The 26,565-nt window shown below is 35.9% G+C and carries 28 protein-coding genes and 1 riboswitch; of the genes, 5 read left to right on the top strand and 23 right to left on the bottom strand.

What is annotated here, in order from left to right; all coding sequences use genetic code 11:
* Positions 1 to 398: 398 nt before the first annotated feature.
* The 12 genes from ACERII_RS19155 to ACERII_RS19100 form a co-directional block, all read right to left on the bottom strand.
* Positions 399 to 1,001 carry a SpoIIIAH-like family protein gene (locus ACERII_RS19155; RefSeq protein ID WP_373644424.1) on the bottom strand — a complete coding sequence of 201 codons (603 nt, stop codon included), beginning with the start codon at positions 999 to 1,001 and terminating at the stop codon, positions 399 to 401.
* Between the two features lie 3 nt (positions 1,002 to 1,004).
* Entirely contained in the window at positions 1,005 to 1,664 is a 660-nt protein-coding gene (gene spoIIIAG, locus ACERII_RS19150; RefSeq protein ID WP_373644422.1) for a stage III sporulation protein AG, read from the bottom strand.
* A gap of 306 nt (positions 1,665 to 1,970) precedes the next feature.
* Complete coding sequence (gene spoIIIAF / locus ACERII_RS19145) at positions 1,971 to 2,609, bottom strand: stage III sporulation protein AF (protein WP_373644420.1); 639 nt, start codon at positions 2,607 to 2,609, stop codon at positions 1,971 to 1,973.
* Between the two features lie 403 nt (positions 2,610 to 3,012).
* Positions 3,013 to 4,191, bottom strand: coding sequence for a stage III sporulation protein AE (gene spoIIIAE, locus ACERII_RS19140; RefSeq protein WP_373644418.1), 1,179 nt, complete (start codon positions 4,189 to 4,191; stop codon positions 3,013 to 3,015).
* A gap of 12 nt (positions 4,192 to 4,203) precedes the next feature.
* Entirely contained in the window at positions 4,204 to 4,596 is a 393-nt protein-coding gene (spoIIIAD, locus tag ACERII_RS19135) for a stage III sporulation protein AD (protein ID WP_373644434.1), read from the bottom strand.
* A gap of 16 nt (positions 4,597 to 4,612) precedes the next feature.
* A complete protein-coding gene (gene spoIIIAC / locus ACERII_RS19130; protein ID WP_373644417.1) occupies positions 4,613 to 4,819 on the bottom strand; it encodes a stage III sporulation protein AC in 207 nt (68 codons plus the stop codon).
* Between the two features lie 21 nt (positions 4,820 to 4,840).
* On the bottom strand, positions 4,841 to 5,353 hold the full coding sequence (gene spoIIIAB / locus ACERII_RS19125; RefSeq protein WP_373644416.1) for a stage III sporulation protein SpoIIIAB: 513 nt from the start codon (positions 5,351 to 5,353) through the stop codon (positions 4,841 to 4,843).
* Positions 5,353 to 6,279 carry a stage III sporulation protein AA gene (gene spoIIIAA, locus ACERII_RS19120; protein WP_373644415.1) on the bottom strand — a complete coding sequence of 309 codons (927 nt, stop codon included), beginning with the start codon at positions 6,277 to 6,279 and terminating at the stop codon, positions 5,353 to 5,355. The genes spoIIIAB and spoIIIAA overlap by 1 nt, the downstream gene beginning before the upstream one ends.
* A gap of 160 nt (positions 6,280 to 6,439) precedes the next feature.
* Complete coding sequence (gene efp, locus ACERII_RS19115; protein ID WP_373644413.1) at positions 6,440 to 6,997, bottom strand: elongation factor P; 558 nt, start codon at positions 6,995 to 6,997, stop codon at positions 6,440 to 6,442.
* Positions 6,998 to 7,015: 18 nt separating this feature from the next.
* A complete protein-coding gene (locus ACERII_RS19110) occupies positions 7,016 to 8,083 on the bottom strand; it encodes a M24 family metallopeptidase (RefSeq protein WP_373644412.1) in 1,068 nt (355 codons plus the stop codon).
* The gene (gene aroQ, locus ACERII_RS19105; RefSeq protein WP_373644410.1) at positions 8,061 to 8,516 is read right to left on the bottom strand and encodes a type II 3-dehydroquinate dehydratase; all 456 of its coding nucleotides are present in this window, start codon (positions 8,514 to 8,516) and stop codon (positions 8,061 to 8,063) included. The genes ACERII_RS19110 and aroQ overlap by 23 nt, the downstream gene beginning before the upstream one ends.
* A 100-nt stretch (positions 8,517 to 8,616) precedes the next feature.
* Positions 8,617 to 9,117 carry a YqhR family membrane protein gene (locus ACERII_RS19100; RefSeq protein WP_373644409.1) on the bottom strand — a complete coding sequence of 167 codons (501 nt, stop codon included), beginning with the start codon at positions 9,115 to 9,117 and terminating at the stop codon, positions 8,617 to 8,619.
* A gap of 617 nt (positions 9,118 to 9,734) precedes the next feature.
* Here ACERII_RS19100 and ACERII_RS19095 point away from each other — a divergent pair.
* Positions 9,735 to 10,121 (top strand): SA1362 family protein, encoded by a 387-nt coding sequence (locus tag ACERII_RS19095; protein ID WP_373644408.1) that lies wholly within the window; start codon positions 9,735 to 9,737, stop codon positions 10,119 to 10,121.
* Positions 10,122 to 10,330: 209 nt separating this feature from the next.
* A complete protein-coding gene (locus ACERII_RS19090) occupies positions 10,331 to 11,122 on the top strand; it encodes a hypothetical protein (protein WP_373644407.1) in 792 nt (263 codons plus the stop codon).
* Positions 11,123 to 11,137: 15 nt separating this feature from the next.
* Here the strand turns inward: ACERII_RS19090 and ACERII_RS19085 are convergent, their stop codons facing one another.
* The 4 genes from ACERII_RS19085 to ACERII_RS19070 form a co-directional block, all read right to left on the bottom strand.
* Positions 11,138 to 12,034 carry a patatin-like phospholipase family protein gene (locus ACERII_RS19085; protein ID WP_373644405.1) on the bottom strand — a complete coding sequence of 299 codons (897 nt, stop codon included), beginning with the start codon at positions 12,032 to 12,034 and terminating at the stop codon, positions 11,138 to 11,140.
* A gap of 548 nt (positions 12,035 to 12,582) precedes the next feature.
* Positions 12,583 to 13,017: a transcriptional regulator MntR gene (mntR, locus tag ACERII_RS19080; RefSeq protein ID WP_373644404.1), complete on the bottom strand. Its 435-nt coding sequence runs from the start codon at positions 13,015 to 13,017 to the stop codon at positions 12,583 to 12,585.
* A 256-nt stretch (positions 13,018 to 13,273) separates the two neighbouring features.
* On the bottom strand, positions 13,274 to 15,835 hold the full coding sequence (locus ACERII_RS19075) for a vitamin B12-dependent ribonucleotide reductase (RefSeq protein WP_373644433.1): 2,562 nt from the start codon (positions 15,833 to 15,835) through the stop codon (positions 13,274 to 13,276).
* Positions 15,836 to 16,346: 511 nt separating this feature from the next.
* Positions 16,347 to 17,177: a lipoate--protein ligase family protein gene (locus tag ACERII_RS19070; protein ID WP_373644402.1), complete on the bottom strand. Its 831-nt coding sequence runs from the start codon at positions 17,175 to 17,177 to the stop codon at positions 16,347 to 16,349.
* A gap of 171 nt (positions 17,178 to 17,348) precedes the next feature.
* On the opposite strand from ACERII_RS19070, the gene ACERII_RS19065 reads away from it, so the two are divergent.
* On the top strand, positions 17,349 to 17,732 hold the full coding sequence (locus ACERII_RS19065; RefSeq protein WP_373644401.1) for a rhodanese-like domain-containing protein: 384 nt from the start codon (positions 17,349 to 17,351) through the stop codon (positions 17,730 to 17,732).
* 87 nt (positions 17,733 to 17,819) lie between these two features.
* Here ACERII_RS19065 and gcvPB read toward each other — a convergent pair whose 3' ends face one another.
* Genes gcvPB through gcvT form a run of 3 tightly spaced genes read right to left on the bottom strand, consistent with a single transcriptional unit; the run spans position 17,820 to position 21,759 of the window.
* Complete coding sequence (gcvPB, locus tag ACERII_RS19060; RefSeq protein ID WP_373644400.1) at positions 17,820 to 19,286, bottom strand: aminomethyl-transferring glycine dehydrogenase subunit GcvPB; 1,467 nt, start codon at positions 19,284 to 19,286, stop codon at positions 17,820 to 17,822.
* Positions 19,283 to 20,626, bottom strand: a complete 1,344-nt coding sequence (gene gcvPA, locus ACERII_RS19055) for an aminomethyl-transferring glycine dehydrogenase subunit GcvPA (protein ID WP_373644399.1) — start codon at positions 20,624 to 20,626, stop codon at positions 19,283 to 19,285. The genes gcvPB and gcvPA overlap by 4 nt, the downstream gene beginning before the upstream one ends.
* Positions 20,627 to 20,661: 35 nt before the next feature.
* A complete protein-coding gene (gcvT, locus tag ACERII_RS19050; RefSeq protein WP_373644398.1) occupies positions 20,662 to 21,759 on the bottom strand; it encodes a glycine cleavage system aminomethyltransferase GcvT in 1,098 nt (365 codons plus the stop codon).
* A gap of 332 nt (positions 21,760 to 22,091) precedes the next feature.
* Positions 22,092 to 22,187, bottom strand: a riboswitch (glycine riboswitch).
* Between the two features lie 250 nt (positions 22,188 to 22,437).
* On the opposite strand from gcvT, the gene ACERII_RS19045 reads away from it, so the two are divergent.
* Both ACERII_RS19045 and ACERII_RS19040 read left to right on the top strand, forming a co-directional pair.
* Positions 22,438 to 24,078: a DEAD/DEAH box helicase gene (locus ACERII_RS19045; RefSeq protein WP_373644397.1), complete on the top strand. Its 1,641-nt coding sequence runs from the start codon at positions 22,438 to 22,440 to the stop codon at positions 24,076 to 24,078.
* Between the two features lie 16 nt (positions 24,079 to 24,094).
* Positions 24,095 to 24,889, top strand: a complete 795-nt coding sequence (locus ACERII_RS19040; protein ID WP_373644396.1) for a YqhG family protein — start codon at positions 24,095 to 24,097, stop codon at positions 24,887 to 24,889.
* A 106-nt stretch (positions 24,890 to 24,995) separates the two neighbouring features.
* Here the strand turns inward: ACERII_RS19040 and ACERII_RS19035 are convergent, their stop codons facing one another.
* From ACERII_RS19035 to ACERII_RS19020, 4 genes are read right to left on the bottom strand one after another with little or no spacing between them, the layout of a single operon-like run.
* On the bottom strand, positions 24,996 to 25,187 hold the full coding sequence (locus tag ACERII_RS19035; protein WP_373644395.1) for a YqzE family protein: 192 nt from the start codon (positions 25,185 to 25,187) through the stop codon (positions 24,996 to 24,998).
* 59 nt (positions 25,188 to 25,246) lie between these two features.
* Positions 25,247 to 25,750: a shikimate kinase gene (locus tag ACERII_RS19030; protein WP_373644394.1), complete on the bottom strand. Its 504-nt coding sequence runs from the start codon at positions 25,748 to 25,750 to the stop codon at positions 25,247 to 25,249.
* Positions 25,747 to 26,145, bottom strand: coding sequence for a competence type IV pilus minor pilin ComGG (gene comGG / locus ACERII_RS19025; RefSeq protein ID WP_373644393.1), 399 nt, complete (start codon positions 26,143 to 26,145; stop codon positions 25,747 to 25,749). The genes ACERII_RS19030 and comGG overlap by 4 nt, the downstream gene beginning before the upstream one ends.
* A complete protein-coding gene (locus tag ACERII_RS19020) occupies positions 26,142 to 26,564 on the bottom strand; it encodes a ComGF family competence protein (RefSeq protein WP_373644392.1) in 423 nt (140 codons plus the stop codon). Before ACERII_RS19020 ends, comGG begins: the two co-directional genes overlap by 4 nt.
* Position 26,565: the final 1 nt, after the last annotated feature.

The following is a 26,565-nucleotide window of genomic DNA, read 5'->3' as shown; positions in this document are numbered from 1 at the left end:
TTTTGATTAAGTACTATATCCTCTCGTGTATTCACTCCAAGTAAACGCCCTTATTTAGGACTACCTATTCCAATTGGGTATTATACCACTATCATGGAAGAAAAGCATGTATTGTTATAAGGAATTTAATAATTAGTAATTCCTTATAAATGTATCCAAACATAAAATACGATAAACATACTTTTTATAAGAGTGCTAATTATACTTTCTAATTGCTGTGAAAAGAAATATCAATTTTAAACAACATTAAAAATTAGAGTCTACACACCAATAGAACCTGAGCAAAAATTTGCAGCATGGAGGGATGGTGCAGGTCCAAAGATCCCTTGTGCCTCTCAAAGGTAGATCCATAAAAAAAAGAGCTCAAAAGGGGTCAATCCTTTCGAGACTCTTACAGATCATGAATTTTTATCGCTTTGGAAACCAACTATGATATCTATCTCATTGCCAAGCTGCTCTCTTGAAAGATTATGAATTTCAGCAGCTTCCGCTCTTGATAATTCATCAGCTTTTACATAAACCTTTGCTTCTTCAGCATCTGCAATAACCAATGCATCTTCATAACCTTTTGATCTCAATAATGTCTCTAACTCTTCTTCCTTCTGTCCTAATTTTTGAAGACTTTCATATTTATCAAGAGCTTCCATTTGAACATCTGAAGTTGTATCTGATGAATTAAAAACTGTCATATAGCCTTCACTTTCACGGTTTCTTGCATCGGTTCTTTGTAAGCGAACTGTATTGAAATAATCCTCAACGCTCATGTCACTTAAAGAAGATGGTGGTCCAGTTACTTCTGTAATATCTCCAAGATCTACAAATTGTAAATCTTCATTATCTATTCCTTCTTCTTTTATATCACTATTTTCATTTTCTTCTTCCATTTCATCACCCATAGCTCCTGGATTCGTATTCGGGTCCATGGAAATGTAATAAACTGATAATACAACTATTAAACTTAGCATTGTTAATAACCAAACCGTTTGTCGTTTAAGTACCATTTATTATTCCCCCTTAGATTTTTTTGGTAAAACAGATACACGGTGTGTAGGGACATCAAGAGTTCGACTTACCGCTTCCACAATCCATGATTTCACTTGAATATTTTCTGCACCATTAGCGACTACTAAAACGCCTCGTATTGTCGGCTTTTCTGTCCGCTGTATTAATGCTTCTTCTTTGTCTCCAGAACGGGTAATAACAACTTGTTCATCATTTGTTTTATCTTGAACTTCTCTCGTACCCCCTTCTCTGTCTGTTTCATTTGTTGTCTGTTCCTTAGTACTTATATTCTTTTGGTAAACAACATTTTCTGTTTCTGCTAAGTTGACAATAACAGTAACTTCAGAAACACCTGCAACTTGTTCTAACGCCTTCTCAAGTTGCGATTCGTAAAATGTTTCATAGTCTGTCATTGTAGCTAACTCCTCTGGCTTATCACTAGACATAAACACTTCTTCAGAGGCTGTTCCATTATCCTCTTCCTCTTCTTTTAATACAGGAATGGATGATGGTTCATTTTCTGATTGCATAAATGTTCCTACCACCATAAAAAGAACTCCAGCTGCTAATAATACGAATACATATTTAATATTCATTTTTTTCCCTGGACCTCTTAAAGAGATGGACTTAAACAAATTAGATTCTTGTTTGTTTTCATCCATTGCACTCCTCCCCTCCTTTCATTAAAACGTGTACACGTAAGGGATCTTTGCACGTTCTATCCAAGTTTCCTAGCGTAATTTCTTGTATTGTTACGTTTGTAACATCTTCTTATGAACATACACGTTTGAAAGGGTTCTTTAACATAACTTGGAAATCATGAATACATTAACAACATGGAAATAGCACCACCCCAACATTTTGTTCTTATTCATAGAAGCTTGTTTCTTTATTTGGACAGCCCTTGTCTGAAATATATGCAAGTTGTCCTCAATGTATATCCATTTTTTTGTTTTTATATAAAAAAACTATTGAACTACTTTCTGTTGAATTTGAATCTTAGTTTCAGGTATTGCCCAACGTGTTGACAAAAAAGTGAGAATATCTTCATATGTATCTCCTACTTCCACCTCTTCGTCTTTGCTCTCTCTTCTCTCAATACTAACTGGATCTATTTGAACGACTTTTACTGCAGTAGAATCCTCTTCTATTGACTCTCCTTTTTCTTGGATCAGTACATTTACATCTTTCAAGCTTTCATAAAAGTCTTCATCATTTTCAGGTAGTCTACTAAACTCAACGAAAACCTCTAGTAAGTCAACATTAAATTTTTGTTCAATCTCGCGACTTACTCCGTTTTTTAATTCCATAGCCATTTGACCAGAGATAAACTCCATGTTTTGTTTTTCCAATTCTGATGTTTTAAGCTCTAAATCCGCTTGATCAATATGAGTTTCATTTGACCATGAACTTAAATCGGCCAGCCATTCTTCAGGATCTGTTTGAAAAATTGAAAGGAGAGGTTGTAACATGACCATGAGTAACATGAGACCTACGACTAGTTTTACATATCGTTGCATTTTTGAATTTGGTAGTAAAAGTTCAAAAATAGATGCGAATAAAATAAGTAGAATAATATTCGTAATCCACGTTGTTATAACACTCATGATCTAAACCCTCCTTCTTTGTGTCTACCCTGAAAATACGGGTTATCAATTAGTGGTTAACTTATCTAGTATTGCTAACTTTGTTAGAAATTATTCCATTCGCTCCAGTCCACTCCTTTCCTGTGGGGAGTTGCCGAGCCTCCTCACGACTCCGTCGCTGCGGTGTCTCGCCCCTACTCTACTTCCCACTGGAGTTCGTGGACCTGCGCTCATTCCATATAAAGTAGATATTCTATATATCATTCAAAACGTATTTTCATCCTCCATGGTGAAAATAATCACTTTCATGGGTGTCTACCCTGAAAATACATGGGGTGATGGTAGTCAAACTAATCTAGTATGACTAACTTTGTTGGTTTTTATTCCATTCACTTCAGTCCTTTCGCTGTCCTGGCTCCCGTAGTTATCGCATCATTAGCGAGAGGTTTCCTGAAATAATGATGATAGTTATGGAAAGGAAAAACATTAATGAAACAACTGCTAATGCTGCGAAGACAAAAATCATTGATTTCCCAATTATTGACAAACACTGAATGATAGGTCCACCACCAAGTGGTTGCAAAATAGCTGCAGTAAAGGTATATATAATAGCTAATGCCAAAACCTTTAAAGCAGGAAAAATACAAATTAGCAATAAAATAGCTAGTCCAACTACACCAACCGTATTTTTTAGTAAAACAGAAGCTCCCATCACTGTGTCGGCGGCATCGGTAAACATCCTCCCGATCACAGGAATAAAATTACCAGTTACAAATTTAGCGGTTCGAATAGCAATTCCATCTGCCACAGCAGCTGTTGCCCCTTGAACAGACAGCACACCCAAAAATACAGTGAGAAACACTCCTAAGCTTCCTATTGCCACATTTCGAATAAATTCTGCAAGCTTTGTTACTTTGTAATGATCTGTCATTGTACTAACAATAAATAAAATGGTAGATAAAAATAGTAAAGGTAAAACAATATATTGAACGAAAACACCACTGGAATGTACTAGGAACATAATAATTGGATGGAATAAGGCTACAGAAGTAACACTTCCTGATGACGCCATTAATACTAGTAAAAGTGGAACAAGAGAAACCATGAAGTTACTCATCGTCTGTATCGTCACTTCTGCAAATTCCATAGCGATACGAAAACTATTTAAGGCAATAATAAGTAACACCATGTATGTAACAGCATAAGCAACTTTACTAATACTATGTTTTTCAAATGCTTGTTGTAATTGACCTAATATCATGGAAAATACAGCTAATATCACAAGAGTTCCCAAAAGGGCTCCATTTGCAAAAATCTCATGGAACAAATATCTTATTAATCCAGATATCCATGCAGTAAGGGAGAAATCTTTTTCTCCTGTAACAAAATCCATAAATCTTCCACGCTGACTCTCAGGTAAATAGCCCTCATATTCAGTCATGATTTGTTCCCAATACACTCCTATGTCATCAATTCCTAGTCGTTCAAGCTGTCTTTCCATGAACTCTCCCTGTTCTTCTAGAGAAGGTTCTTCTGCAAGAACAGAGTTTGGAAGGAGAAAAAAGGAAATAATTAACATGACGACTACATAGATTTTCTTCATGAATTCTCCCTCCTAGGAGTTAGGAATTATACTAATAATCGTTTCGATTATGACTGATATAATAGGTATCGCCATAACCATAATAAGCACCTTTCCTGCTAGCTCAATTTTTGAAGCCATAGCTCCTTGGCCAGCATCTTTGGCAATTTGAGCACCAAATTCTGCGATATAGGCAATCCCAACAATTTGTAATACAGTTTGTACGTATACAAGATTGATATTTGCTCTAATAGCTAGTTCTTCTAACATTGTAATGATTTCAGCTATTTTATCGATAAGAAAAAGAAAGATAATGACACCAACAAAAACAGTTAACAAAAAGGCAAAAATGGGCTTATGTTCTTTTACAACTAATGCTAAAAAAGTGGCAATTAAACCTAACCCTACAATTTGGATGATTTCAATAAGTCCTCACCCCCTATTAGCTCTGAAAAAGGAATACACTGCGAATCTTTGTAAATAAATCATCTACAACTGTCGCAACCATATATAGTACAACTACAAAAGCAATTAACGTTACCCAATTTGCGATTTCTTCCTTTCCCATTTGTTTTAATACAGTGTGTATCATCGCTACAACGATTCCGACACCGGCAATTTGAAAAATCAAACTTACATCATAATTCAATGTCCATCCCCTCCTGCTTCCTCAAAGCATGATTAATACGAGTAAAACTCCACCAAGAAAACCAAAACTCTTGTACATAGATTCAAATTTTTGCTGCGATTCTAAAGCTTCCTTTTCCTCTTGATTAAAATAAGATATCGCTAATCGAATTTGCTTACGTTGACTTTCTAAATCTTGTTGACCTAGCGTTTGTCCAAATTGCAATAATATGTTTATTTCTGTACCCGTCAAATCAGTGGACTTTTTCCATTTCTCCACACTCGTGCACCATATATCTTTTGCTGATTGTTCTTCTTCCAATAATCTTTTTGACACTGTTTGAAATAATGACTTTAATGGTTTGATAAGTTGGTTACTTACCTTTTCACATGCATATGGCAAAGGTGTCATACCAAAGACCATTTCCGTCTCTAACGCTTCAAAAGCTATCTTTAAATACCTTATCTGTTTCGTTCTTCTTCCTAGTCTATTGGATAGCTCCCAGCCAAACGCAGTAGAGGTAAGCAATATAACAATGGCCCCGAACAATTTCATTATTGAACACCTCTTACGGTCGATACCTTTGTTAGTTTCCTAACAATCCCTCGTTTTGATTGTACGTTCAACTCTATTGCCCGTTGAAAAAACCCCTGATCTATTAAATGAGCGATGGTTGGACGTTTTTTAACATCATCTAAGCTCCCTCCGTGAACAGAGGCAAATATTGTTACACCTGCATGTACAGCTTCCATAATGGCATCCCCATCCTCTTTTCTGCCAATCTCATCCACAATAATGACCTCTGGACTCATGGAACGGATCATCATCATCAATCCTTCCGCTTTCGGGCAAGCATCTAAAATATCCACTTTCACCCCAAACTCATGCTGTGGTATGCCTCTTACAGAGCCGGCTATTTCTGAACGTTCATCAATAATTCCTACATTTTTGGCTGGAAGAGAAGGTGATTTTGTACCCATACTTATTTCTTTCGCAAGATCGCGAAGCAGTGTGGTTTTCCCCGACTTTGGTGGGCCAATTAGTAATGTATGACACCACCCCCCCTTATGATGTAAGTGTGGTAAATATGAAGCTGCCACTCCACTTTTTTGACGAGCAACTCGAATATTATAGGAACTAATATCCCGTATACCTTTTACCTCACCTTTTTCCATGATTACCCTTCCTGCTAACCCAACTCGATGACCACCAGGAATTGTGATATAACCGCGTTTTAACTCTTCCTCAAGCCTATATACTGAATGTTGACTTAACAGACTCATCATCATTTGTGCATCTGGCTCTTTAAATTCTAGGTTGGAGGTACCTAGCTTAAGGATATAAGTATTATTATGTGTACGTACTTCGATTGGACGATTTACACGTAGACGAATCTCTTCCACTTCATTCATGATTTTTGGTGAAAGAGCAAGAAAGCTTTGTCTAACAAAATCTGGAAGCACATGTATTACTTCTTTCATATCCCTTCCTCCTTTATTTTTCTTAGACAGGTTGTCTACTGAGAATATATGAATGCGTGTCCTATTTATGACTATGTATAGGAGAATATTTGATAAAACAAAAAAAGATGTATGAGAAGGTCATATTACAACCTTTTCATACATCTACATTATTTGTTACTTAAGCTCGAGAAACATACGTACCGTTTCGAGTATCAATCACAAGAGTGTCTCCTTGGTTCACAAAAAATGGAACTTGTACGATTAAACCTGTCTCCACTGTTGCTGGCTTCGTGCCACCTGAAGCAGTATCACCTTTAATACCAGGTTCAGTTTCTGTTACCTCTAGTTCAACAGTGTTTGGTACTTCTATCCCGAGAGTCTCACCTTGATAAATCAAAATGTGAACTTCCATGTTTTCTTTTAAATATTTTAACTGCACCGTTAATTGCGCTGCTGGCAATTCTAACTGTTCATAAGATTCCGTGTCCATGAATGTGTGTGTATCCCCACTAGCATATAAATATTGCATTTTTCTGTTTTCTAAATGAGCTTTTCCTACTTTTTCACCAGCACGAAATGTTTTTTCTTGAACACTTCCATTTCGAAGATTACGTAATTTACTACGAACAAACGCTGCACCTTTCCCAGGCTTTACGTGTTGAAACTCCATTACTTGCCATATTCCACCATCAACTTCAATTGTTAATCCAGTTTTAAATTCGTTTACAGAAATCATTGTATGCCTCCTAATATTCTATTCGCCAAGTATTATTAATTCTTTTGTAGAAGAAGATAAGATTTCATTTCCATTTTCCGTGATTACGATATCATCTTCAATACGTGTACCACCTACACCAGCAATATATATTCCTGGCTCCACTGTCACGACCATGCCCGGTTCTAAGATCGTATCGGACTTAAATGACAATCCTGGTCCTTCGTGGACTTCGAGCCCCATACCATGACCAGTAGAGTGACCGAAATACTCTCCATATCCCTTTTCTGAGATATGATCTCTTGTTAGTGCATCAGCTTCTTTTCCAGTAATACCAGGTTTTATCCCTTGAACACCTTTTAATTGTGCTTCTAAAACCGTATTATAAATTTTTATTAATTCTTCACTAGGTTGTCCAACAGCTACTGTTCTTGTAATATCTGAGCAGTAACCTTTATAATATGCTCCAAAATCTAAAGTTACGAGTTCCCCTTTTTCAATCACCTTATCGCTCGCTACGCCATGAGGTAATGCAGAGCGATAACCTGAAGCTACAATAATATCAAATGAAGAGGAAACAGCACCTTGTTTTCTCATAAAAAACTCTAATTCATTAGATACATCAATTTCACGTACTCCAGGTCGTATATAATCGAGAATATGTGTAAACGCCGAATCCGCTATTTGGACAGCTTCTTTTATGATGGATAGTTCATCAGAATCTTTCAGTAATCGCATCTTTTCCATTAATCCACTTACTGGTACTAGTGTCGCATCAATCGATTGGTTGTATGTATCAAACGTTCCGTAAGTAACATAATCCTTTTCGAAGCCTAATTGTTGAATCCCAAGAATATTTACTTGTTTTGCAATTTCCTCATGAATTGGGCCTGTGTGCTGAATAATTTCGAATCCTAAAGCCTGTTCCTGAGCTTGCTCAACATAACGAAAGTCTGTTATAAATTTTGCACCTTTTTCTGATACTAGCGCAACTCCTGCTGTACCAGTGAAACCTGTCATATACCGACGATTATAATTACTTGTTATTAACATACCGTCTACATGATGTTCCTGTAAATCTTCTCTAAGTTTCTCTAGTCGATTCATCTTCATTTCTCCTCCTAACAAAGAAATCTATACCCATAATATAGCTATCAAAACCGAATCCACTAATTTGCCCTACACAATTAGGTGCTATAACAGATTCTTTTCGAAAATCCTCCCGGGCATGTACGTTAGAAATGTGTACTTCAATTACTGGAACGGAGATACTAGCTACTGCATCTCGTAATGCAATACTATAATGAGTAAACGCACCAGGATTAATTACAATTCCGTCGAAAGCATCCTCTGCCTCATGTATCCAATCAATCAGTTGGCCCTCCCAATTTGACTGCCTCATTGTAAGATTTACATTTTTAGATTCCCCATATTGAGTTAATAAGGCTTCAAGATCCTTTAATGAATCATTTCCATATACGGAAGGTTCACGTTTTCCTAACCGATTTAAATTAGGTCCATTTAAGATAAGAAGATCCATTGGAGTATCTACCTCCTTCGTGAAAAAGTGTTACTGAATTTTTATGTCATAACTGAGTAAAAAAAAGAGAATGTTCCAAAGAACATTCTAACACACGACTTTAGCTTTGAATAGCTTCACTCTCATGAGATGTACGCTCATGATACTCGTAGGATATAGAATATCCGATAAATAATCCATAGACAATATACAAACAGAGTGTAGTTATAATAGTGTTTAAATCTAATTGAGTTAAAGGTTTTAGTCCTGGGAACATTGGATTAAATAGCCAGAAGATAATGAACCATAGTATTAACCCATATAAAAGCCCTGGCCAAGGTTTATTTATCTTTGCAAAAAGCAATCGGTATAAAAAGGCAACCGCGATAGAAACGAGACCAATAAATACAATTCCAATGAGTTGACCTAGCCAACCGTTTTTCCAATCACCAAGAGCCCATGGCATTAAGGCTAATGCCGGTCCCACTCGTGCAAAATTTAAATAGAAGGCTATGTATCCTATCAAACTCCAAAATAAACCACCAAAAAGTCCGATTAATGCAATTGATCCATTAAACGACAGAGCTTCTTCTGTTTGATCTTGTTCTTTTATTTCACCCACATTATCACCTCAAAGGGTAGTATATCCATATTTACCTATCCTATAATGAAAAAAAAGAAAATAATTAATATAATTTTGGCTGTCTACAGGGGCAGGAAGAACAAAGATGATGACAGGAGGCCGTATCCACAGGACATGGGTCGCTCTTAGGAAAAAACCCTTGCCGAGGCTTGCCAGTTCCCGCAGAAAAGGAGTGGACTGAGGGAACTGGTATATACATCAACAATGTTGGTATTACATAATAGTCTGATTCTCGTAATTATGAAGGTAGAAAAATAATATAAAAACAGTATGTGTAGATCTACCAAATATCGGGAATATTAATGTTAAGAAATAAAAACAATAATTGATTTTTTAGAGGGAATAGAGAAATTTATGTAGAATACAATAAATAGGAAAAATAATATACGAAATTATTAATGATTATTAATAATTAGAATACAATTAGTATAGAAAATAAGTTTAAGAACCCGCAAGGTAAGTTACCCTTTTCCACTGCATGAAGGATCAACTTCTCATTGTTTAGCATATATTATTTAACTAGATTTAATGTATTCGTGAAAAAATGTTAATGATATTGTTTTTATAAAAAAATCCATGATTAGGAGGTGTCCGCAATGCTTAGACATTCATTCCACCCCCTCGTATTAACAATTATTGGTTTAGCTATTCTAGGGATAGGGTACGAATTAATAAGATCACCAGGTGCCTTTTTCACACAAATTTTAGTTACAATAGGGATTGTTGCAGTTCTTATCTTTGTAATGAGAAGATTCATATTACCGAGACTTATGCGTAGTCGTGGTCCTTTTGTTCAACAGCAAGTTCGAGCACAATCGAATTCTACCAACGCAATGAAAACAAGTAATCGTCCTGTACAATTCCATAAGAAAAAAGAAAAGAAAAAAGCTATCTCAAGACCACTTATAAAGCGACAATCAAATGTAAAGCTTACGGTCATTGAAGGAAAGAAAAACAAAAAGAAGAACCGAGCTTTATTTTAAATGCTTGGTTCTTTTATTTTTTTGCTATGTTATAGGACAATGCCTATTACTGTACAATGTTGATTTTTATGTAACGTGCGAGCCTCCTATGGGAAAAGCACACTGAAAGACCCTACTGGGAGGTAGCGACCCAGAAAACCAAAACTCCTATACTAAGAATCATCAACAACCTTTAACAGAAACTATTTTTATAAGGGGTGGTGATAATTGTGAACGTTTTAGATCAGATACTATACATTCCATCGGAATTACTTGTTTTTGCGCTCCTTTTACTTGTAGGAGGTATTTATTCGACAAGGCATAGACAGACTGGTCTTCAAGTTTTCTATTTATCTTTATTTTCTTTAAGTATAGCTTATATTATTACCTTATATTTTCCGTTTATTTATACGAATGACAAGTTAGTTCCAATTACACATCCAAATGTTCAGTTGGTCGTTACGGTTTTTTCCTTTTTCATACCATTAGCACGAACGAGATTTCAACTAATGATGTGCTTTTTACCTCCAGTTATTTTTTGTTTGTACCTCCTCTCCTATTCTAGTACCCACATTCTCTCTATCGTAGGAGGGATACTAATTGGTGGTTTTATTATCTACACTTTTTATCGAACTTTGGATTGGATTGGCGGAATGCCTGAGCCTTACTTGATAATATCAGCTATATTACTCCCCATATTTCTTGCAGCCATCATTTTCCCTAATGAACAGTTGCTTTTATATCCAGGAATCTTACTCGGCACAGGATTGGGAGCTATTTTAGAAGTAATAAAAGTAAGGATGGACGAGAGGAATACGACATTTAATAAAATGGTTTCATATACTATAGCAGCAGGTGGTGTTGTTCTATTCTATGGAACAGAGTATTTTATTGGTGCATGGATCCCTTTTACGAAGATTTCAATTGGAATTATTCTTGGTCTATGGATTACTTTTGTAGTACCCTTTTTGTTAGTATCTTTTAGAATTTTTCGTAAACAAGAGCGCAGTAAATTATTATAAAGTTAATATTATTCACTAATAGGACCATTTTTTCAAAAAATTTGCTGTGCTTTCTTCCCCTAATTTAATTAATTCTAATTTTTGATCTCCCTTTATGGAAAATTGGGTAGTTGAAATGTGTTGTGCTGGAATAAAAATAATGTTTTTAGAATGGGATTTCGAAATGTAACGTTGGTCGTGTGCTGTTCTCATTGTGTCAATCATTGAATGTAACATCGCAAAGGCATTGGTTACTTCCTTCGGTTCTATTGTATCCCTAGAGGGAGACAATCGGAACCCTAATACGGGTCGCTTGATTTTTGTCATATCTTTATCTGTAAATAGCCAAATGGGAAAGTTACTTAATACACCTCCATCAACAATTAATGATTCTCTCCCAGTGTTTTTGTTCGTTAGCTTTACCGGTTCAAAGAAGAACGGCAAGCTGCTACTCATTCGAATTGCTCGTGCAATAGAAAAAGTATTAGGATTTAACCCGTATTTAGGTAAATCATCTGGGAGAATCAGAATCTGGCCATTAGTTAAATCAGATGCAACCATTTTTAAAGATCCTGGTAAAATGTCTGCAAACGTGGAAACCCCCTTTTGTTTCAGTATTTCTTCTAACCATTGTTCTAAAATTTCTCCTTCGTATATTCCCATTTTTCGATACAAACGAATCCATCGATAGAATCGAAAGAAAAAATTTTCATTTGAGGAATCAAGCAAAGAAGATACATCAAATTCTTCAAATAGCTTCTCAATCTCTTCACTATTAAACCCAGCAGTAATAAATGCAGCAATAATAGAGCCAGCACTTGTTCCTGCTAAGCGTTCAAAAGACATATTTTCTCGTTCCATGATTCTCAGTGCACCAACAAAAGAGAATGCTTTTATTCCACCACCTGCAAAAACGCCATCTACCTTCAACATTTTAATTCCCTCCTATATAAGTGTAGTAGGAAAGGAAGAAAAAAATGCCAAGAACCTAACAGCTCGAATTAAAACACAAGATTCTGTAATGACACCCCTGAAAATACGTGGGTTCATGGTAGTCAAACTTATGTAGTATGACTAACTTTGTTGGATTGTGTTCTATTCACTACTGCATTATCTGGACTAGGTAGTAAATGTAGGATAAGAAAAGCGCAAGGCGCCCTCTCAGGACCGAAATGCAAATGTTCTGGACGATAAAAAGTGCTTTTTACTTTTTAATCGGCCAGGTTATTTGACACGAGGTCCTGGCGCCTGGAGCTAGACACCTTTCTAAGTTCAAAAATTATATACTTTCTTACCTTTTAAGAAAAGCGCAAGGCGCCCGCCTATCGGCGAAAAGCAAATGTTCTGACCGATAAAAGTGCTTTTTACTTTTAATCGGTCAGGTTATTTGACACGAGTTCATGGCGCCTGGAGCTAGACAACTTTCTAAGTCCAAAAATGTTATACTTATCTTTCAAAAAAAACAATCTCACTATGAATAGTTAAGATTGTTCTCCCATTTCATCGTTTTTCTTTTGTACATCTCTAAGATCTTCTACTCGCTCTGGGTTTTCTTCAAAATACTGTACTAAATCTCCAATACGATCGATAGCATCCCAACTTATGTGATGCTCAATTCCTTCTACATCTGCATAGATATTGTCGGTATTTACGCCGATGATTTTCATAAATTCCTCTAAGAGGTCATGACGGTATACTAGCCGTTTCCCGATTTTTTTCCCTTTTGGGGTTAGGATTAGACCTCTGTATTTTTCATAAACTAGGTATTCACTTTTATCCAACTTTTGAACCATTTTTGTTACCGAGGATGGATGCACCTCTAATGCCTCTGCTATATCAGAAACTCTGGCATATCCTTTATCTTCGATCAGTAAATATATTCGTTCAATGTAATCTTCCATACTCGGTGTTGGCATATGTTTCCCTCCAAACAGACTTGAGACCATTATTAATATTTTATGTAATCTTCCTTGTTATGTTCTTCTATTATGTAAAATTATACTATAAAACAACTGCACGTACTAGAAAAGTGGGCTTTTGCTAAGTAGTAAGTTTATTTACATTTTTAAAACAAGTCATATTATCACTATGTAGACACTACACTTTACTACTACAATCAGCAATAAAAAAGAGGATTCCCATTATAAGGTTATCCTCTCATTACTATTTCTATTATAGCCCACATTTTAATTGTGCACTACAATTTGTACAAGTATTACATCCACCAATATCTTCTACTGTACCTTTTCGACAAACAGGACACGTATCTCCTACTTCACTTCCATAAGTTACAGAAGTACTTCGTAAATCTGCAATTGTGTCGACTAACACAACTTGTTTTTTCTTATTTTTATCGTCTTCGATAGGATCTCCAGCGAGTTCAACTGCATACATATCATTCTCTTCTGCCTTCAATGTAAGAACTTGAGAATCACGACTTCCATCTACATAGACAGTTCCGCCTTTTGCTCCACCTTTATAGAGACGCTCGTAAACCTTTTTCACCTGCTCTACAGTGTACCCACGTGGAGCATTTACCGTTTTACTTAATGAACTATCTACCCAACGCTGAATAACACATTGTACATCTGCATGAGCCTCAGGAGACAACTCCATACTTGATACAAACCAACTTGGCAAGTTATTTGGGTCAGTTTCAGGATGCTTCTCTAAATATTGCTGTAAGATTTCTGCTTTCACTTCGATAAACTTTCCTAAGCGACCACTTCGGAAATACGAAAAGGAAAAATACGGTTCTAAGCCAGTGGAAACTCCAACCATTGTTCCAGTACTTCCTGTTGGGGCAACAGTTAGTAAATGAGAGTTTCTTATCCCATATTTTAATATACCTTGTCGGATATCTTCAGGCATTTTTTTCATAAAACCAGTATTAATATATTTCATTCGAAGGTGCTGTGTTTCTTGATCGTTTGCACCAATTAAGAATGGAAAGCTTCCCTTTTCTTTCGCAAGCTCAATACTTGTACGATAAGCTGATGTAGCAATCGTTTCAAATATTTTATCAACAAGCTCATTACCTTCCTCAGAACCATACACAGTCTCTGTATAGATTAATAGGTCATGTAGACCCATTACCCCTAAACCAACACGGCGTTCTCCTTGCGCTTGCTTCGTATTATCTTCTAGAAAATACGGTGTCGCATCAATAACGTTATCTTGCATACGAACACCCGTTGCTACCGTCTGTTTTAGTTTTTCATAATCAATTGTTTTATTTTCTTTATCAGCCATTTCTGCTAAGTTAACAGCTGCTAAATTACATACAGAATAAGGTGCAAGAGGCTGTTCTCCACACGGATTCGTTGCTACTACTTGCTGGCCATATGCTTTTGCATTTGTCATTTCGTTGGCATTGTCGATAAAGAAAATACCTGGTTCAGCAGAGTAGGTTGCACAAATGTTAATTAAGTTCCATAGCTCTTTCGCTTTAATCCTACGGTATGTTCGAACACCAAATCCTAGTTTTTCCCATTCTCGAACGTCTCCGTAATTGTGCCACTCACGATTATATGCTTTCATCTCTTCCTCATTGTAATTTTCTACATCTGGGAATCTAAGATCATAGTCCGCATCTTTCTCTACTGCTTCCATAAATTCTTTCGTAATACAAACAGAAATATTTGCACCTGTTAAGAATTCAGAATTGTTTACGGTATAATTACCACCAATCCGAAGCTTATCTTCGGCTTCTCGAATTACTTTTGGATCGAATCCTCCTGTACCAGGAATATGTTTGTAATTCATGATGCTTTGGTACATTGCTTCGTCTAATTCTGAAAGTGGTGTAAAATGTAACTTTTCCTTAATAAGACGTTTTATATTATCATCTTGTGTATTTTCTAGTAAGTATCGTAAAATTCTAGGGTTTTGCATCTTAGAGATAATAAATTCTAAAATGTCAGGATGCCAATCTGCCAACATTATCATTTGTGCGCCACGTCTTGATCCACCTTGTTCCACCAGATGCGTTAGCTTGGCAATATCGTCTAACCATGATACAGAACCAGATGATTTTCCATTTACTCCACGAGCAAGAGTGTTACGAGGACGTAATGTGGAACCATTTGTTCCAACTCCTCCACCACGACTCATGATCTCCATCACTTGTTTACGGTGGTCGGATATTCCTTCACGAGAATCCGCAACAAACGGCATAACGTAGCAGTTAAAATAAGTCACATCCGTCTCTGCTCCCGCTCCGTACAGAACTCGTCCTGCTGGCACGAAGTTCATATTTACAAGTTCATGGTAAAATTTCTCAAAAGATTCTTGGCGTCTTACAGGATCTACTTCTACCTCAGACAATCCACGAGCATTTCTCTTTGCTATCTGTTCATAGTATATCTCTAGAGGCTTGTCAATGGTATCAAGAGAACGGTTTACAATTCCAGTTTTCTTTTCCTCAGGATCATCCAATACACCAATAAATTCATTGTCAACTGCAATGTTTGCTCGGTTCTCTTTCCAGTTTATATCAACGATAAAACCGAACCCTCGAGCTGGAAATTTTGGATCTGCCTTCACAGTCAATACTACAAAATCTCCTGCTTTTAATGTTTTTTTCTCTGTGTCTTTAAATGTATAGCGGTCTAACATGACCAACCGCGATACTCCACTCTGCTTTATTTTCATATCTGGAGTAACTGGAAACACTTGAGGAAACTGCTTAATATCTTGATTAAGTTCCTCTATGTTGATCGTTTTTTCTGACATAAATGTCGTCACAGGCCTCCGCTCCCTTTCCTACAAATTTTGGCATTATTCTACTTAATTTAACTTCCATCCTACTATCAATAGATAGTGATTGTAGTTCAAAGTCTACTATATCTAGTTGTTACATATGATCTTAGTTGTGTTGGCAACATATGCCAGTGCGCTTATATGCAAGATTTACTATATCACATTTAAGGAACCACATCAATATATTGTACTACGATTAAACACAAAAATACTATATATTGATTTCAGTAAGCTTTACATAGGATTTGTCAACTTTGATATTCTTACTAAAAGCGAGAAATTTATAGAAAAATAGAGATTAAATACTACTATTTCTTAAAAATGATAGATTTTAAAAATTGCACTAGAATACACATTGTGTTCTACATAATTCGCATCTTAACGACAAAGTACCACCAAAAAAAGAGGGTGATAAAAAAGAGAGTACCTCTCATTCCTTACCAGCCTCCGTTAAAACAAGTCAATTTCTAATTAAATATAAAGCTTAGTATTTAAAATTCCATTTATCCTTTGCGTATTTCAAGTTGACTAAGTCTTCTACTTCCTTTTCTTGTTCCTCCGAAAGTTCATATGCTTGCAATTCCATATTCAAACCCTTTTCAAACCCTGTAAAAAATGCTTTCTTCATATCATCTAACTGAATATCTTTTTCTGATAAATCATTAATCGCTACGGCCTTTTTCTTAAAAGCTGATTGCATTCGTTGTCGTACACGTTCACTAGAATATGTAAATAGATCGAAGAGCATATCTTCATCTAAGGTTCGGATAATGGAACCATGCTGAAGTATAACACCCTTTTGCCTCGTTTGAGCGCTCCCAGCAATTTTTCTACCTTCCACCACTAGTTCATACCATGAGGGCGCATCAAAACAGACAGCAGATCGAGGATTTTTTAATTGTTCTTTTTCTTCTTTTGTTCTTGGAATAGAAAACTCTGCTTGTAAACCTAATAAGCGGAATCCTTGAAGTAACCCCTCTGAAATTACTCGGTACGCTTCCGTTACAGTTGCAGGCATATTAGGGTGCTCTTCAGATACGATCACACTGTACGTTAGTTCATCATCATGCAATACCCCTCGTCCTCCAGTAGGTCGCCTAACAAAACCTAATCCACGTTTTCGAACAACATCCATATTAATTTCTTTTTCAACCTTTTGAAAATATCCGACAGATAATGTGGCAGGGTTCCAAGCGTAAAAGCGTATTACCGGCTGTATTTTTCCATCACGATGCCAGTCCATTAGCTTTTCATCTAAAGCCATATTATAAGCAGGACTTTTTTTTCCTGAATCTACAAAAAACCAAGTTTCCATATCTCACTACCTCACAAATAATGTATTTCTTTACCTATCATACAAGAAAAATGGCGAGCATGAAAATAGAGTGCTCACATATTTCTTTTTTAAGTAATTGCATGATTTGTTATTTACGTATATCATTTATAATGGAGTAGAAACAATAGATAGAGAAAGAGGAGTGGTCTGATGCCTACATTATCGACATGGATTCTCATTATTTTGACTTTGGCTTTAATCATTTTCATGATTCTACGTATGAAAAAACCTAGTTATTTAAAAACAGTAGAACAAGAGGAATTCATCCAAAACTATCGTAAGGCACAACTTATCGATGTAAGAGAAGATAGAGAATATAAAACAGGTTATATATTGGGTGCTCGTAACATTCCATTATCCCAATTACGCCAACGGATAAATGAGGTGCGACCTGACAAGCCTGTTTATATTTATTGTCAAAATGGTTCTCGTTGTATTCAAGCAGCAAAGTTCCTTCGTAAAAAACGTGGGGTTCAAGAAATTGTTACTGTTAAAGGTGGATTTAGAAAGTGGACAGGCAAGGTAAAAAAGTAAAAAAGTTCGACTAGACGTAGATATAAGTATTTTGTTACCTTCATTAAACCAAAACCTCTTCCCTTATTAAGGAAAGAGGTTTTTTTATTAAGCTTCTGTTGTATAACGTAGAATTGGCTTTCTTGCTGCAGTAGTTTCATCCAATCGATCGATCACAGTATTGTGTGGTGCTTCTTGAACGATCTCAGGGTTCTCTTCAACTTCCTTTGCAATTTGAATCATAGCATCAATAAATTCATCTAACGTTTCTTTAGATTCTGTTTCAGTTGGCTCAATCATCAAACATTCTTCCACATTTAATGGGAAGTAAATCGTTGGCGGATGATAGCCAAAGTCTAATAAACGTTTTGCAATATCTAATGTACGAACCCCTAGTTTCTTCTGTCTACGACCTGATAATACGAACTCATGTTTACAATGCTGTGTATATGGTGCATCATAAAACGGTTCTAGACGCCGGAACATATAATTCGCATTTAACACTGCAAATTCCGAAACTTTTCGTAAGCCCACAGGCCCCATTGTACGAATGTACGTATATGCTCTTACATTAATTCCAAAGTTCCCGTAATACGGCTTTACACGACCAATAGATTGAGGGATGTCATAATCAAATCTATAAGTATTGCCATCTTTGACTACCATTGGTTTAGGTAAAAATGGAACAAGCTCTTCTTTCACACCTACCGGACCAGAGCCAGGTCCTCCTCCTCCATGTGGAGTTGTAAATGTTTTATGCAAGTTCAAGTGAACAACATCAAATCCCATATCTCCTGGACGAGTAATTCCTAAAATCGCATTGGAATTCGCACCGTCATAATAAAGCTTGCCACCTGCTTCATGAACGATTGAAGCCATCTCCACTATTTGTTCTTCAAAAAGTCCTAATGTATTAGGATTCGTTAACATCAATGCTGCAGTATCTTCTCCTACTACTTCACGTAAGTGTTCTAGATCTACTAATCCTTTTTCATTTGAACGTACAGTAATAGAATCAAAACCTGCAACGGTTGCAGATGCTGGATTCGTACCGTGTGCAGAGTCAGGAACAATAACCTTTGTACGTTGAGTATCTCCATTGGCTTCGTGAAATGCACGAATCATCATCAAGCCAGTCCACTCACCATGAGCACCTGCTGCCGGTTGCAGTGTCACTGCATCCATCCCTGTAATTTCTGCTAGGGAGTTTTGTAACTTATACATTAGCTCTAAAGCACCTTGGAGTGTAGACTCTGGTTGATATGGATGAATATGAGCAAAACCAGGAAATCTTGCTACATCTTCATTTATTTTTGGATTATATTTCATCGTACAAGAACCTAAAGGGTAAAAACCTGAGTCCACTCCATGGTTTCTTCGAGAAAGAGCTGTATAGTGACGAACAATTTGCAGTTCTGAAACTTCAGGAAGTTCTGCATCAATTTTACGTTGAAACTGTGATGGAACAAGTTCATTGATATCTATTTCTGGTATATCAAGTTCAGGCAAGCTGTACCCAACTCTTCCTTCTTTACTTATTTCGAAAATTAATGATTGATCTTGTTGTATATTCATTTGACTCCCCCCAATACTGATGCAAACTCATCAATTTCTTCTTTTGTACGTAATTCTGTTACGGCAACTAGCATCATATTTTCTTTATCAGAGTAATCACGAGAAAGATCATAACCACCTAAAATGTTTTTTGCTAATAATTCTTCATTTATTTCTTTAATTGGTCTTGATAGGCGGATTACAAATTCATTAAAAGTCGGTGCGCTATATACCACTTCTACACCATGTTTTCTTAATTCCTCTTTTGCATAGTGTGCTTTTTGAATATTTTGATTAGCAATATCTTTGACACCAGTTTTGCCTAATGCACTCATAGCAATGGATGCACCAAGTGCATTAAGTGCTTGATTAGAACAAATATTACTTGTAGCTTTTTCACGACGAATATGTTGCTCTCTTGCTTGTAACGTTAACACAAATCCACGTTTTCCTGTTTGATCTTTAGTTTGACCAACCAATCTACCTGGAACTTTACGCATTAGCTTGTTAGTTACTGCGAAATATCCACAGTGAGGACCACCTAATTGTGTAGGAATACCAAACGGTTGCACATCTCCAACAACTACATCTGCTCCAAATTTTCCTGGAGGTTGTAATAAGCCTAAGCTAAGTGGGTTAGAGGAAACTACGAATAACCCTTTTCCTTTATGTGCAATAGACTCAATTGCTGATAAATCTTCAATATTTCCAAAAAAGTTAGGATATTGAACAACAACACATGCAGTATCGTCACCATATTGTTCTGAAAGATGATCTAGATCGGTAACACCATCTTTTTCATCAATTTCTACAACAGTAAGGTTTTGCCCCTTTGCATTTGATTTTAACACTGCTCTAGATTCTGGATGTACTGTTTTTGATACAAGAATAGTTTTCTTTTTCGTATGCCCTGCACTCATCATCGCAGCTTCTGCAAGAGCTGTAGGTCCATCATACATAGATGAATTTGCAATATCCATCCCCGTTAATTCACTAATCATCGTTTGAAATTCAAAGATTGCTTGCAACTCACCTTGAGAAATTTCTGGTTGATATGGTGTATACGCAGTATAGAACTCAGAACGTAGTAACATATGATTAACAACAGTAGGAATATAGTGTTCATACACTCCAGCACCTAAAAAGGAAGTAACCTCTTTCAGATTGAGGTTTTTCCCAGCAAGACGTTGCATCTCTTTCACTAATCTTGTTTCGTCTAACGCTTCTTCTATGTTCAGATCTTCTTTAAAACGAACTTCTTTTGGAATATCCGCAAAAAGCTCATCAATATGGTCAATTCCAATTGTATCCATCATTTCTTTTTGATCTTGCTCCGTCATTGGCAAGTAACGAAATTTCACGATAATTCATCCCCTTTTTCTTGTTTTATAGCATGTTAATTGGAACGCTTATAAAATGGTGTAGCTACTACCTTTGCTTTTAAAAGACGCTTACGTACTTGTACCTCTACTTCTGTATCTAATGCAGTGAATTCCTTATTCAATATAGCTAACCCTATATTCTTCTTTAATGTAGGTGATTGAGTTCCAGTAGTAACAAAACCTATTTTTTCCCCATCCTTAAACACTTCATAATCCGTTCTAGGAATCCCTTTATCAATCATTTCAATTCCTACAAGCTTTCGAGATGGTCCACCTTCTTTTTGTTCTTTTAATACTTCTTTCCCTAAGAAGTCTTCTTCTTTATCCGTTTTTACCGCAAAACCAATCGCTGCTTCTATAGGAGTGATGTCTTTCGTTAGTTCTTGCCCATATAGCGGTAAGCGTGCTTCAAATCGAAGGGTATCCCTTGCTCCTAGCCCACAAGGTACAATTCCCTCGTCTTTTCCTGCATTCAATATGGAATTCCATAGAATTATCGCATCATCCGGATTACAATATATCTCAAATCCATCCTCCCCCGTGTATCCTGTTCGGGAAATGAGCACGCTCTTGTCCGCTAACAATACGCCCTCTTTAAACTTAAAGAATGTTATTTCAGATAAATTTGTTGATGTTAGTTTCTGAGTAATCTTCTCGGCTAATGGTCCTTGAACTGCTATCTGTGCATAACTATTTGAAACATTCGTAACTTCTACATTACTAGTAACATGACTTTTTAACCATTCAAAGTCTTTTCCTATATTAGAGGCGTTAACAACAAGTAAATAATCCTCTTGCCCACGTTTATACAAAACCAGATCATCTACTGTTCCACCATTTTCATAACACATCGCTGAATATTGACAAGCATTATCTTTCACTTTAGCGACATTATTTGTAAGGACTTTTTGAAGGAAAGCTAATGCATCTTTTCCTTTTACCTCAATCTCCCCCATATGAGATACATCAAATAATCCCGCTTTCGTACGGACAGCTTCATGCTCTTCTTTAATACTTGAAAATTGAACAGGAAGGTCCCATCCCCCAAAATCAATCGTTTTTCCATTATACTGTGCATAAACATCGTATAAAGGCGTTTTATAACCTGACAATTGTTCCACCTCCATAATAATAAGAACCAATAAAATGATAAAAGATGACAAATAGACAAGCGTATTCGAACCCGTGAATTACTCCTTTTACACAAAAATAGGCAAAAAAGACAGAGACATGCCTACAATGTAGTATAAGCATGTCTCTGTCTTTCTTACCTGAGAGTTTTTCCTTTTTTTATGTAGGCTAAATTTGATGATAGCAACTAATGATTGTATCGCGTGTCGCGATTTTCTAGTTTACTAAGATTAAACAGTACCTATTATCTCGTCTAGCCATAAAAAAGGTTGCCCCTTGGGTGGCCCGAGTAAACGAGCTCTTTCCAGAGGTGCGTCAAATAAGAGTCTTTTTGCCTGAGAGATTCATGGAATTCCACTTGCTCCTTCGGCGTCGTTCTATATAGAACGATCTCTCCCCTTAAAATCATTCGCAATATTAAGTAGTCCTTACATGTTTGTTAACAAATACGTCCATACTAAAAAAGATTATCATCCTCTATTTTACATGTTACCACTTTTCTTTTTTTCCTGGCAATACACTTTTTCTTTTTTCAAAGTTTCTGTTACTAAAAGGAACTCTTTTTAACGAAATTATATTGCATTCTTTCTTTTAGATTAACGAAAATATGACTACACTACAAGGATAAGGGCTTTTACTTCTGAAAGGAGGAAGTGGGAATGATACCTAGTATAAAGTTTGATGAGGACTGGACAGATCAATTTCTAGACTCTATTGAAAACAACCGAGGACTAGGGAATTGGTCAAAGTACAACATGGCTTTAACTGCAGGAAAAAAGAAGTTGATCGAAAATTTCCATGGACTAGTGGCAACAAAGCATCTACCCGACTTAACAATTTACCCTCACCAGTATGAAACTGCGCAAACAGTTATTGAAAAGATGAATGGTAAGGCTGTTTTAGCAGATGAAGTGGGTTTAGGAAAAACAATAGAAGCTGGACTAATATTAAAAGAATATATGATACGTGGTCTTGTAAAAAAAGTACTAATTTTAGTTCCGGCTTCTCTCGTTACCCAATGGTGCAGAGAATTAAATGAAAAATTCTTTATACCGGCAATAGAGCAACGAAAACGTCCTGCATGGGAGCATGTGGATATCACTGTAACATCAATTGATACAGCAAAACGAGAGCCACACGCTTCTGTTATTCAAGATATTGATTACGACTTTATCATCGTGGATGAAGCTCATAAATTAAAAAACAAAAACACAAAAAATTATCAATTTGTTCGAAGTTTAAAGAAGAAATTTTGTCTTCTTTTAACTGCTACCCCTGTACAAAACCGATTAAGTGAAGTGTTCCATTTAATTTCTTTATTAAAACCAGGATATTTGGGCGATGAATCTAGCTTCGAAGAAAAATACAAAAATGAAGAAGACCATGAACAGTTGAATGAATTGATTCAAAAGGTGATGATTCGAAATAGAAGATCTGATTCCGGTATGAATTGGCCAAAACGGAAAGTGGAAACAGTACCAATTACATTTACTCCTGAAGAAAGACAATTATATGATGCTGTAAGTGAATTAAAGAACATATACAGTAGAAACAGCGGAGACGCTGGACAAGGGATTTCCTTTACAACATTAACCTTACAACGAGAAGTTTGCTCCAGTAGAGAAGCGGCCTTCATGACATTAAAAAACCTAATGGAGCAGTACCAAAGTTATCCCAGCATTATGAATGACTTGCAATCTATTGCAGAAAAGATTAATGCTGTAACTACCAATTCAAAAGCAGAGAAGGTATTGTCTCTAATTCAGCAATCCGATGAAAAAGTAATCATATTTACGGAGTATCGAGCTACACAACTTTTTTTACAATGGTATCTAGCACAGCATGGAATTCGATCGGTACCTTTCAGAGGAGGATTTAAAAGAAGCAAAAAGGATTGGATGAAGCAGCTCTTTAAGGATCAGGCACAAGTTCTTATAGCTACAGAAGCTGGTGGCGAGGGGATTAATTTACAGTTCTGTCACCGGATGATCAATTACGATTTGCCATGGAATCCTATGAGGATTGAACAGAGAATAGGACGAATTCATCGACTTGGGCAAGATAAAGACGTAGAAATATATAACTTCGCAGTACAAAGTACAATTGAAGATCACATCTTACAATTATTGTATAAGAAGATTGGTCTTTTTGAAGGGGTTATTGGAAAACTAGACGATATTCTCGAGAAATTTGCAGATAACCAACTTGAAGAACATGTATCAAATATTCTTCTTCACTCAGAATCTGAAGGAGAAATAAGAGTAAAAATGGACAATTTATCATCCATCATTGCCCGTTAGAAAGGATGTATATTCAATGAATCAAACGGAGATTCACGATTATATAAAGCATTTTTTTATTGAAAATGAAAGTGAAATTCTTGAAGAATCAGATGGTCACTTACACATACAGTTATCAATTGACATGGATAAAGCATTAATGAATCGTCCGTTCTACTGGCACTATCTTGAAAAAATAAACGGTATACCTAACCCAATGAGACTAACCTTAATTACAAACACAAATAGTGCTCCTGAAGATGTAAAGGGAGAGCTTATTCACTTTGGCTCTCCTCGTCTTCATCAAATTTTCCAGACTTCCAAAGAGTTAGGTAGCAAATCGCTACTATACGAATCAATTCAGACCACGGGTGCAACAGAACCACTTAGACCTTGGCTTCTTCTTAACGGTTCCGTGTCATATCGGTGTGACCATAAAAAAGATCAATTCTTTTCTATTGGCTTAAGCCTCATTACAGGAGAAATGATTCGTGATATGCATGATAAAATTTCTCATCGAAACTTCGTGGAAAAAATACCAAATTACTGTTTTACAGTAAGTCCCATTATTAAACCTAAATCTGGTATAGAACGAATGAAAGCACACTTAATGAATGAGATAGAAAAAGAGGATCATACGTGGGCATTGGAAGCAATGAATCGTTTAAAGAAGGATGAACAGTTATTATCTGCTTTCTATGATGATGAAGATGAAAAACCAGAATCATATTATCAAGAAAGGGAAGCTATAAAATCACAATATGAACCAAAAGTTGAGATTTCTATTATTAACGGTGGTTTATTTTATATTCACAACCACCCTTTGCGATAGATTCGTATGAGGGTGGTTACAAAGGTTGGAAGGCCTTCCTATATAGAAAATAGGTACGTAAACTGGATAAATCCAATACGTACCTACCATTGTTGTATGACTTCTACTATTTATAAGATTTTTTCCACTTACTAACTGACTGAGATATAGCAAAAGGAATTAACCCAAACATACTTTGGGATTTCGGGATTTTACTATTTTTCCGTTCTTTCCTTTTTGCAATCTTCTCATCTCGTGGTTGATCAACATAGGATACAAACTGTTGAGTTACATATTTAATGTAATCATTGGTTTTCAACCTAATCACACTCTCTTCAAAATAGTCTCTTTACTATCTTTTCCAAATACTAATAAATCTTATACATCCATTTTTTCTTGTAGCTCCCTTACTGTCTGTTGAATGGACTTAGTTTCAGTATCTATTGTGAATTTAGCCTGTTCATATTTAGGTAATCTTAAATTAAAGCGTTTCTTTAAACCTTCTAATCCTTCTTGTGTGATTGGCCGATTGGAATCATGTTTTATTCGTTCATAAATTGTATCAAAATCAGCTTTTAAATAAATAATGACTCCATTACGATTCATTACATCAAAATTACGTTGATTTTCAATAATTCCTCCACCAGTAGCGATAAGCACTTTCTCCATTTTACTACATTCTTTCAATGCAGTAGTTTCCCATTCTCGAAAAACCTGTTCTCCGAAAGTTTTAAATATTTGAGGAATTTCCATTCCATGCTTTGCTTTTATAAATTCATCAAGATCTATAAAAGTGTAACCTTGCAGTACTGAAAATGCTTTACCAATCGTTGTCTTTCCTGAACCCATGAAACCAATCAAATAAATAATATCCTTTTTCATTTTATATGTGCTCCCTCAACCCAATTTGATATTTCACCAGTGTGATTATTATAAGTAAACTTTGCGCCTCGATATTGTCCTTCATTTGTTTTTACATAAAGAAAGATAGTATTTTCTATTGTAGAGTTAGAGACAATTTGGTAATTCACAGTTCCTGTTTGTAAATCTATGTTCCCTGCAACTAGATTTCCGCGATCATGTTCTTTTAATAATAACACCTCTTGCATAGCAGTCATTAGTAAATGATTATGATTATTCCAATCCTGCTCCATTTCAAGAAAAGACTTTTCCATTCTATAAATGGAAACATAATGCATAAAGGTTGAAGACAAAAGAAACATGATAAATATGGTAATTAATAAGGCATATCCTTTCGATTGTTTTACAATGTTCATCTTATTTCCCCCACAAATTTAGGATGAAATAAATAATCCTCATAAACATATCCATCTATGCCTTCTAATGTTATCAACAAACCTGAAACTGTTTGTTTCCATTTTATTCGTTTAACATGCTGTAAAAAAACTTCGTGACCTGTTCTATTAACCCTTCTTCTTACTTTATCTTCATATAATTCATATTGTACGGTAGCATTATCAGAAGGTCTACTAAAGTAGAGAATTGTCTCATTTGTATTAATCCAATATGCTGTTGAATTACGAAAATCCAATTGTAATTGTAAGAGAAAGAGCACTTTTTCCTCGTATATTATTTTCTTTTCTTCCCCTTGTCTCCAAACGGAATATACATTGGGAATCATAGAAATGATCAGAAAGAAAATGGATATACTAATCAAACATTCTATAAGTGTCATA

The sequence above is a fragment of the Evansella sp. AB-rgal1 genome (assembly GCF_041820985.1).
Taxonomy (GTDB): Bacteria; Bacillota; Bacilli; order Bacillales; family Salisediminibacteriaceae; genus Evansella.
This window is presented reverse-complemented; position numbering and strand designations above follow the sequence as displayed.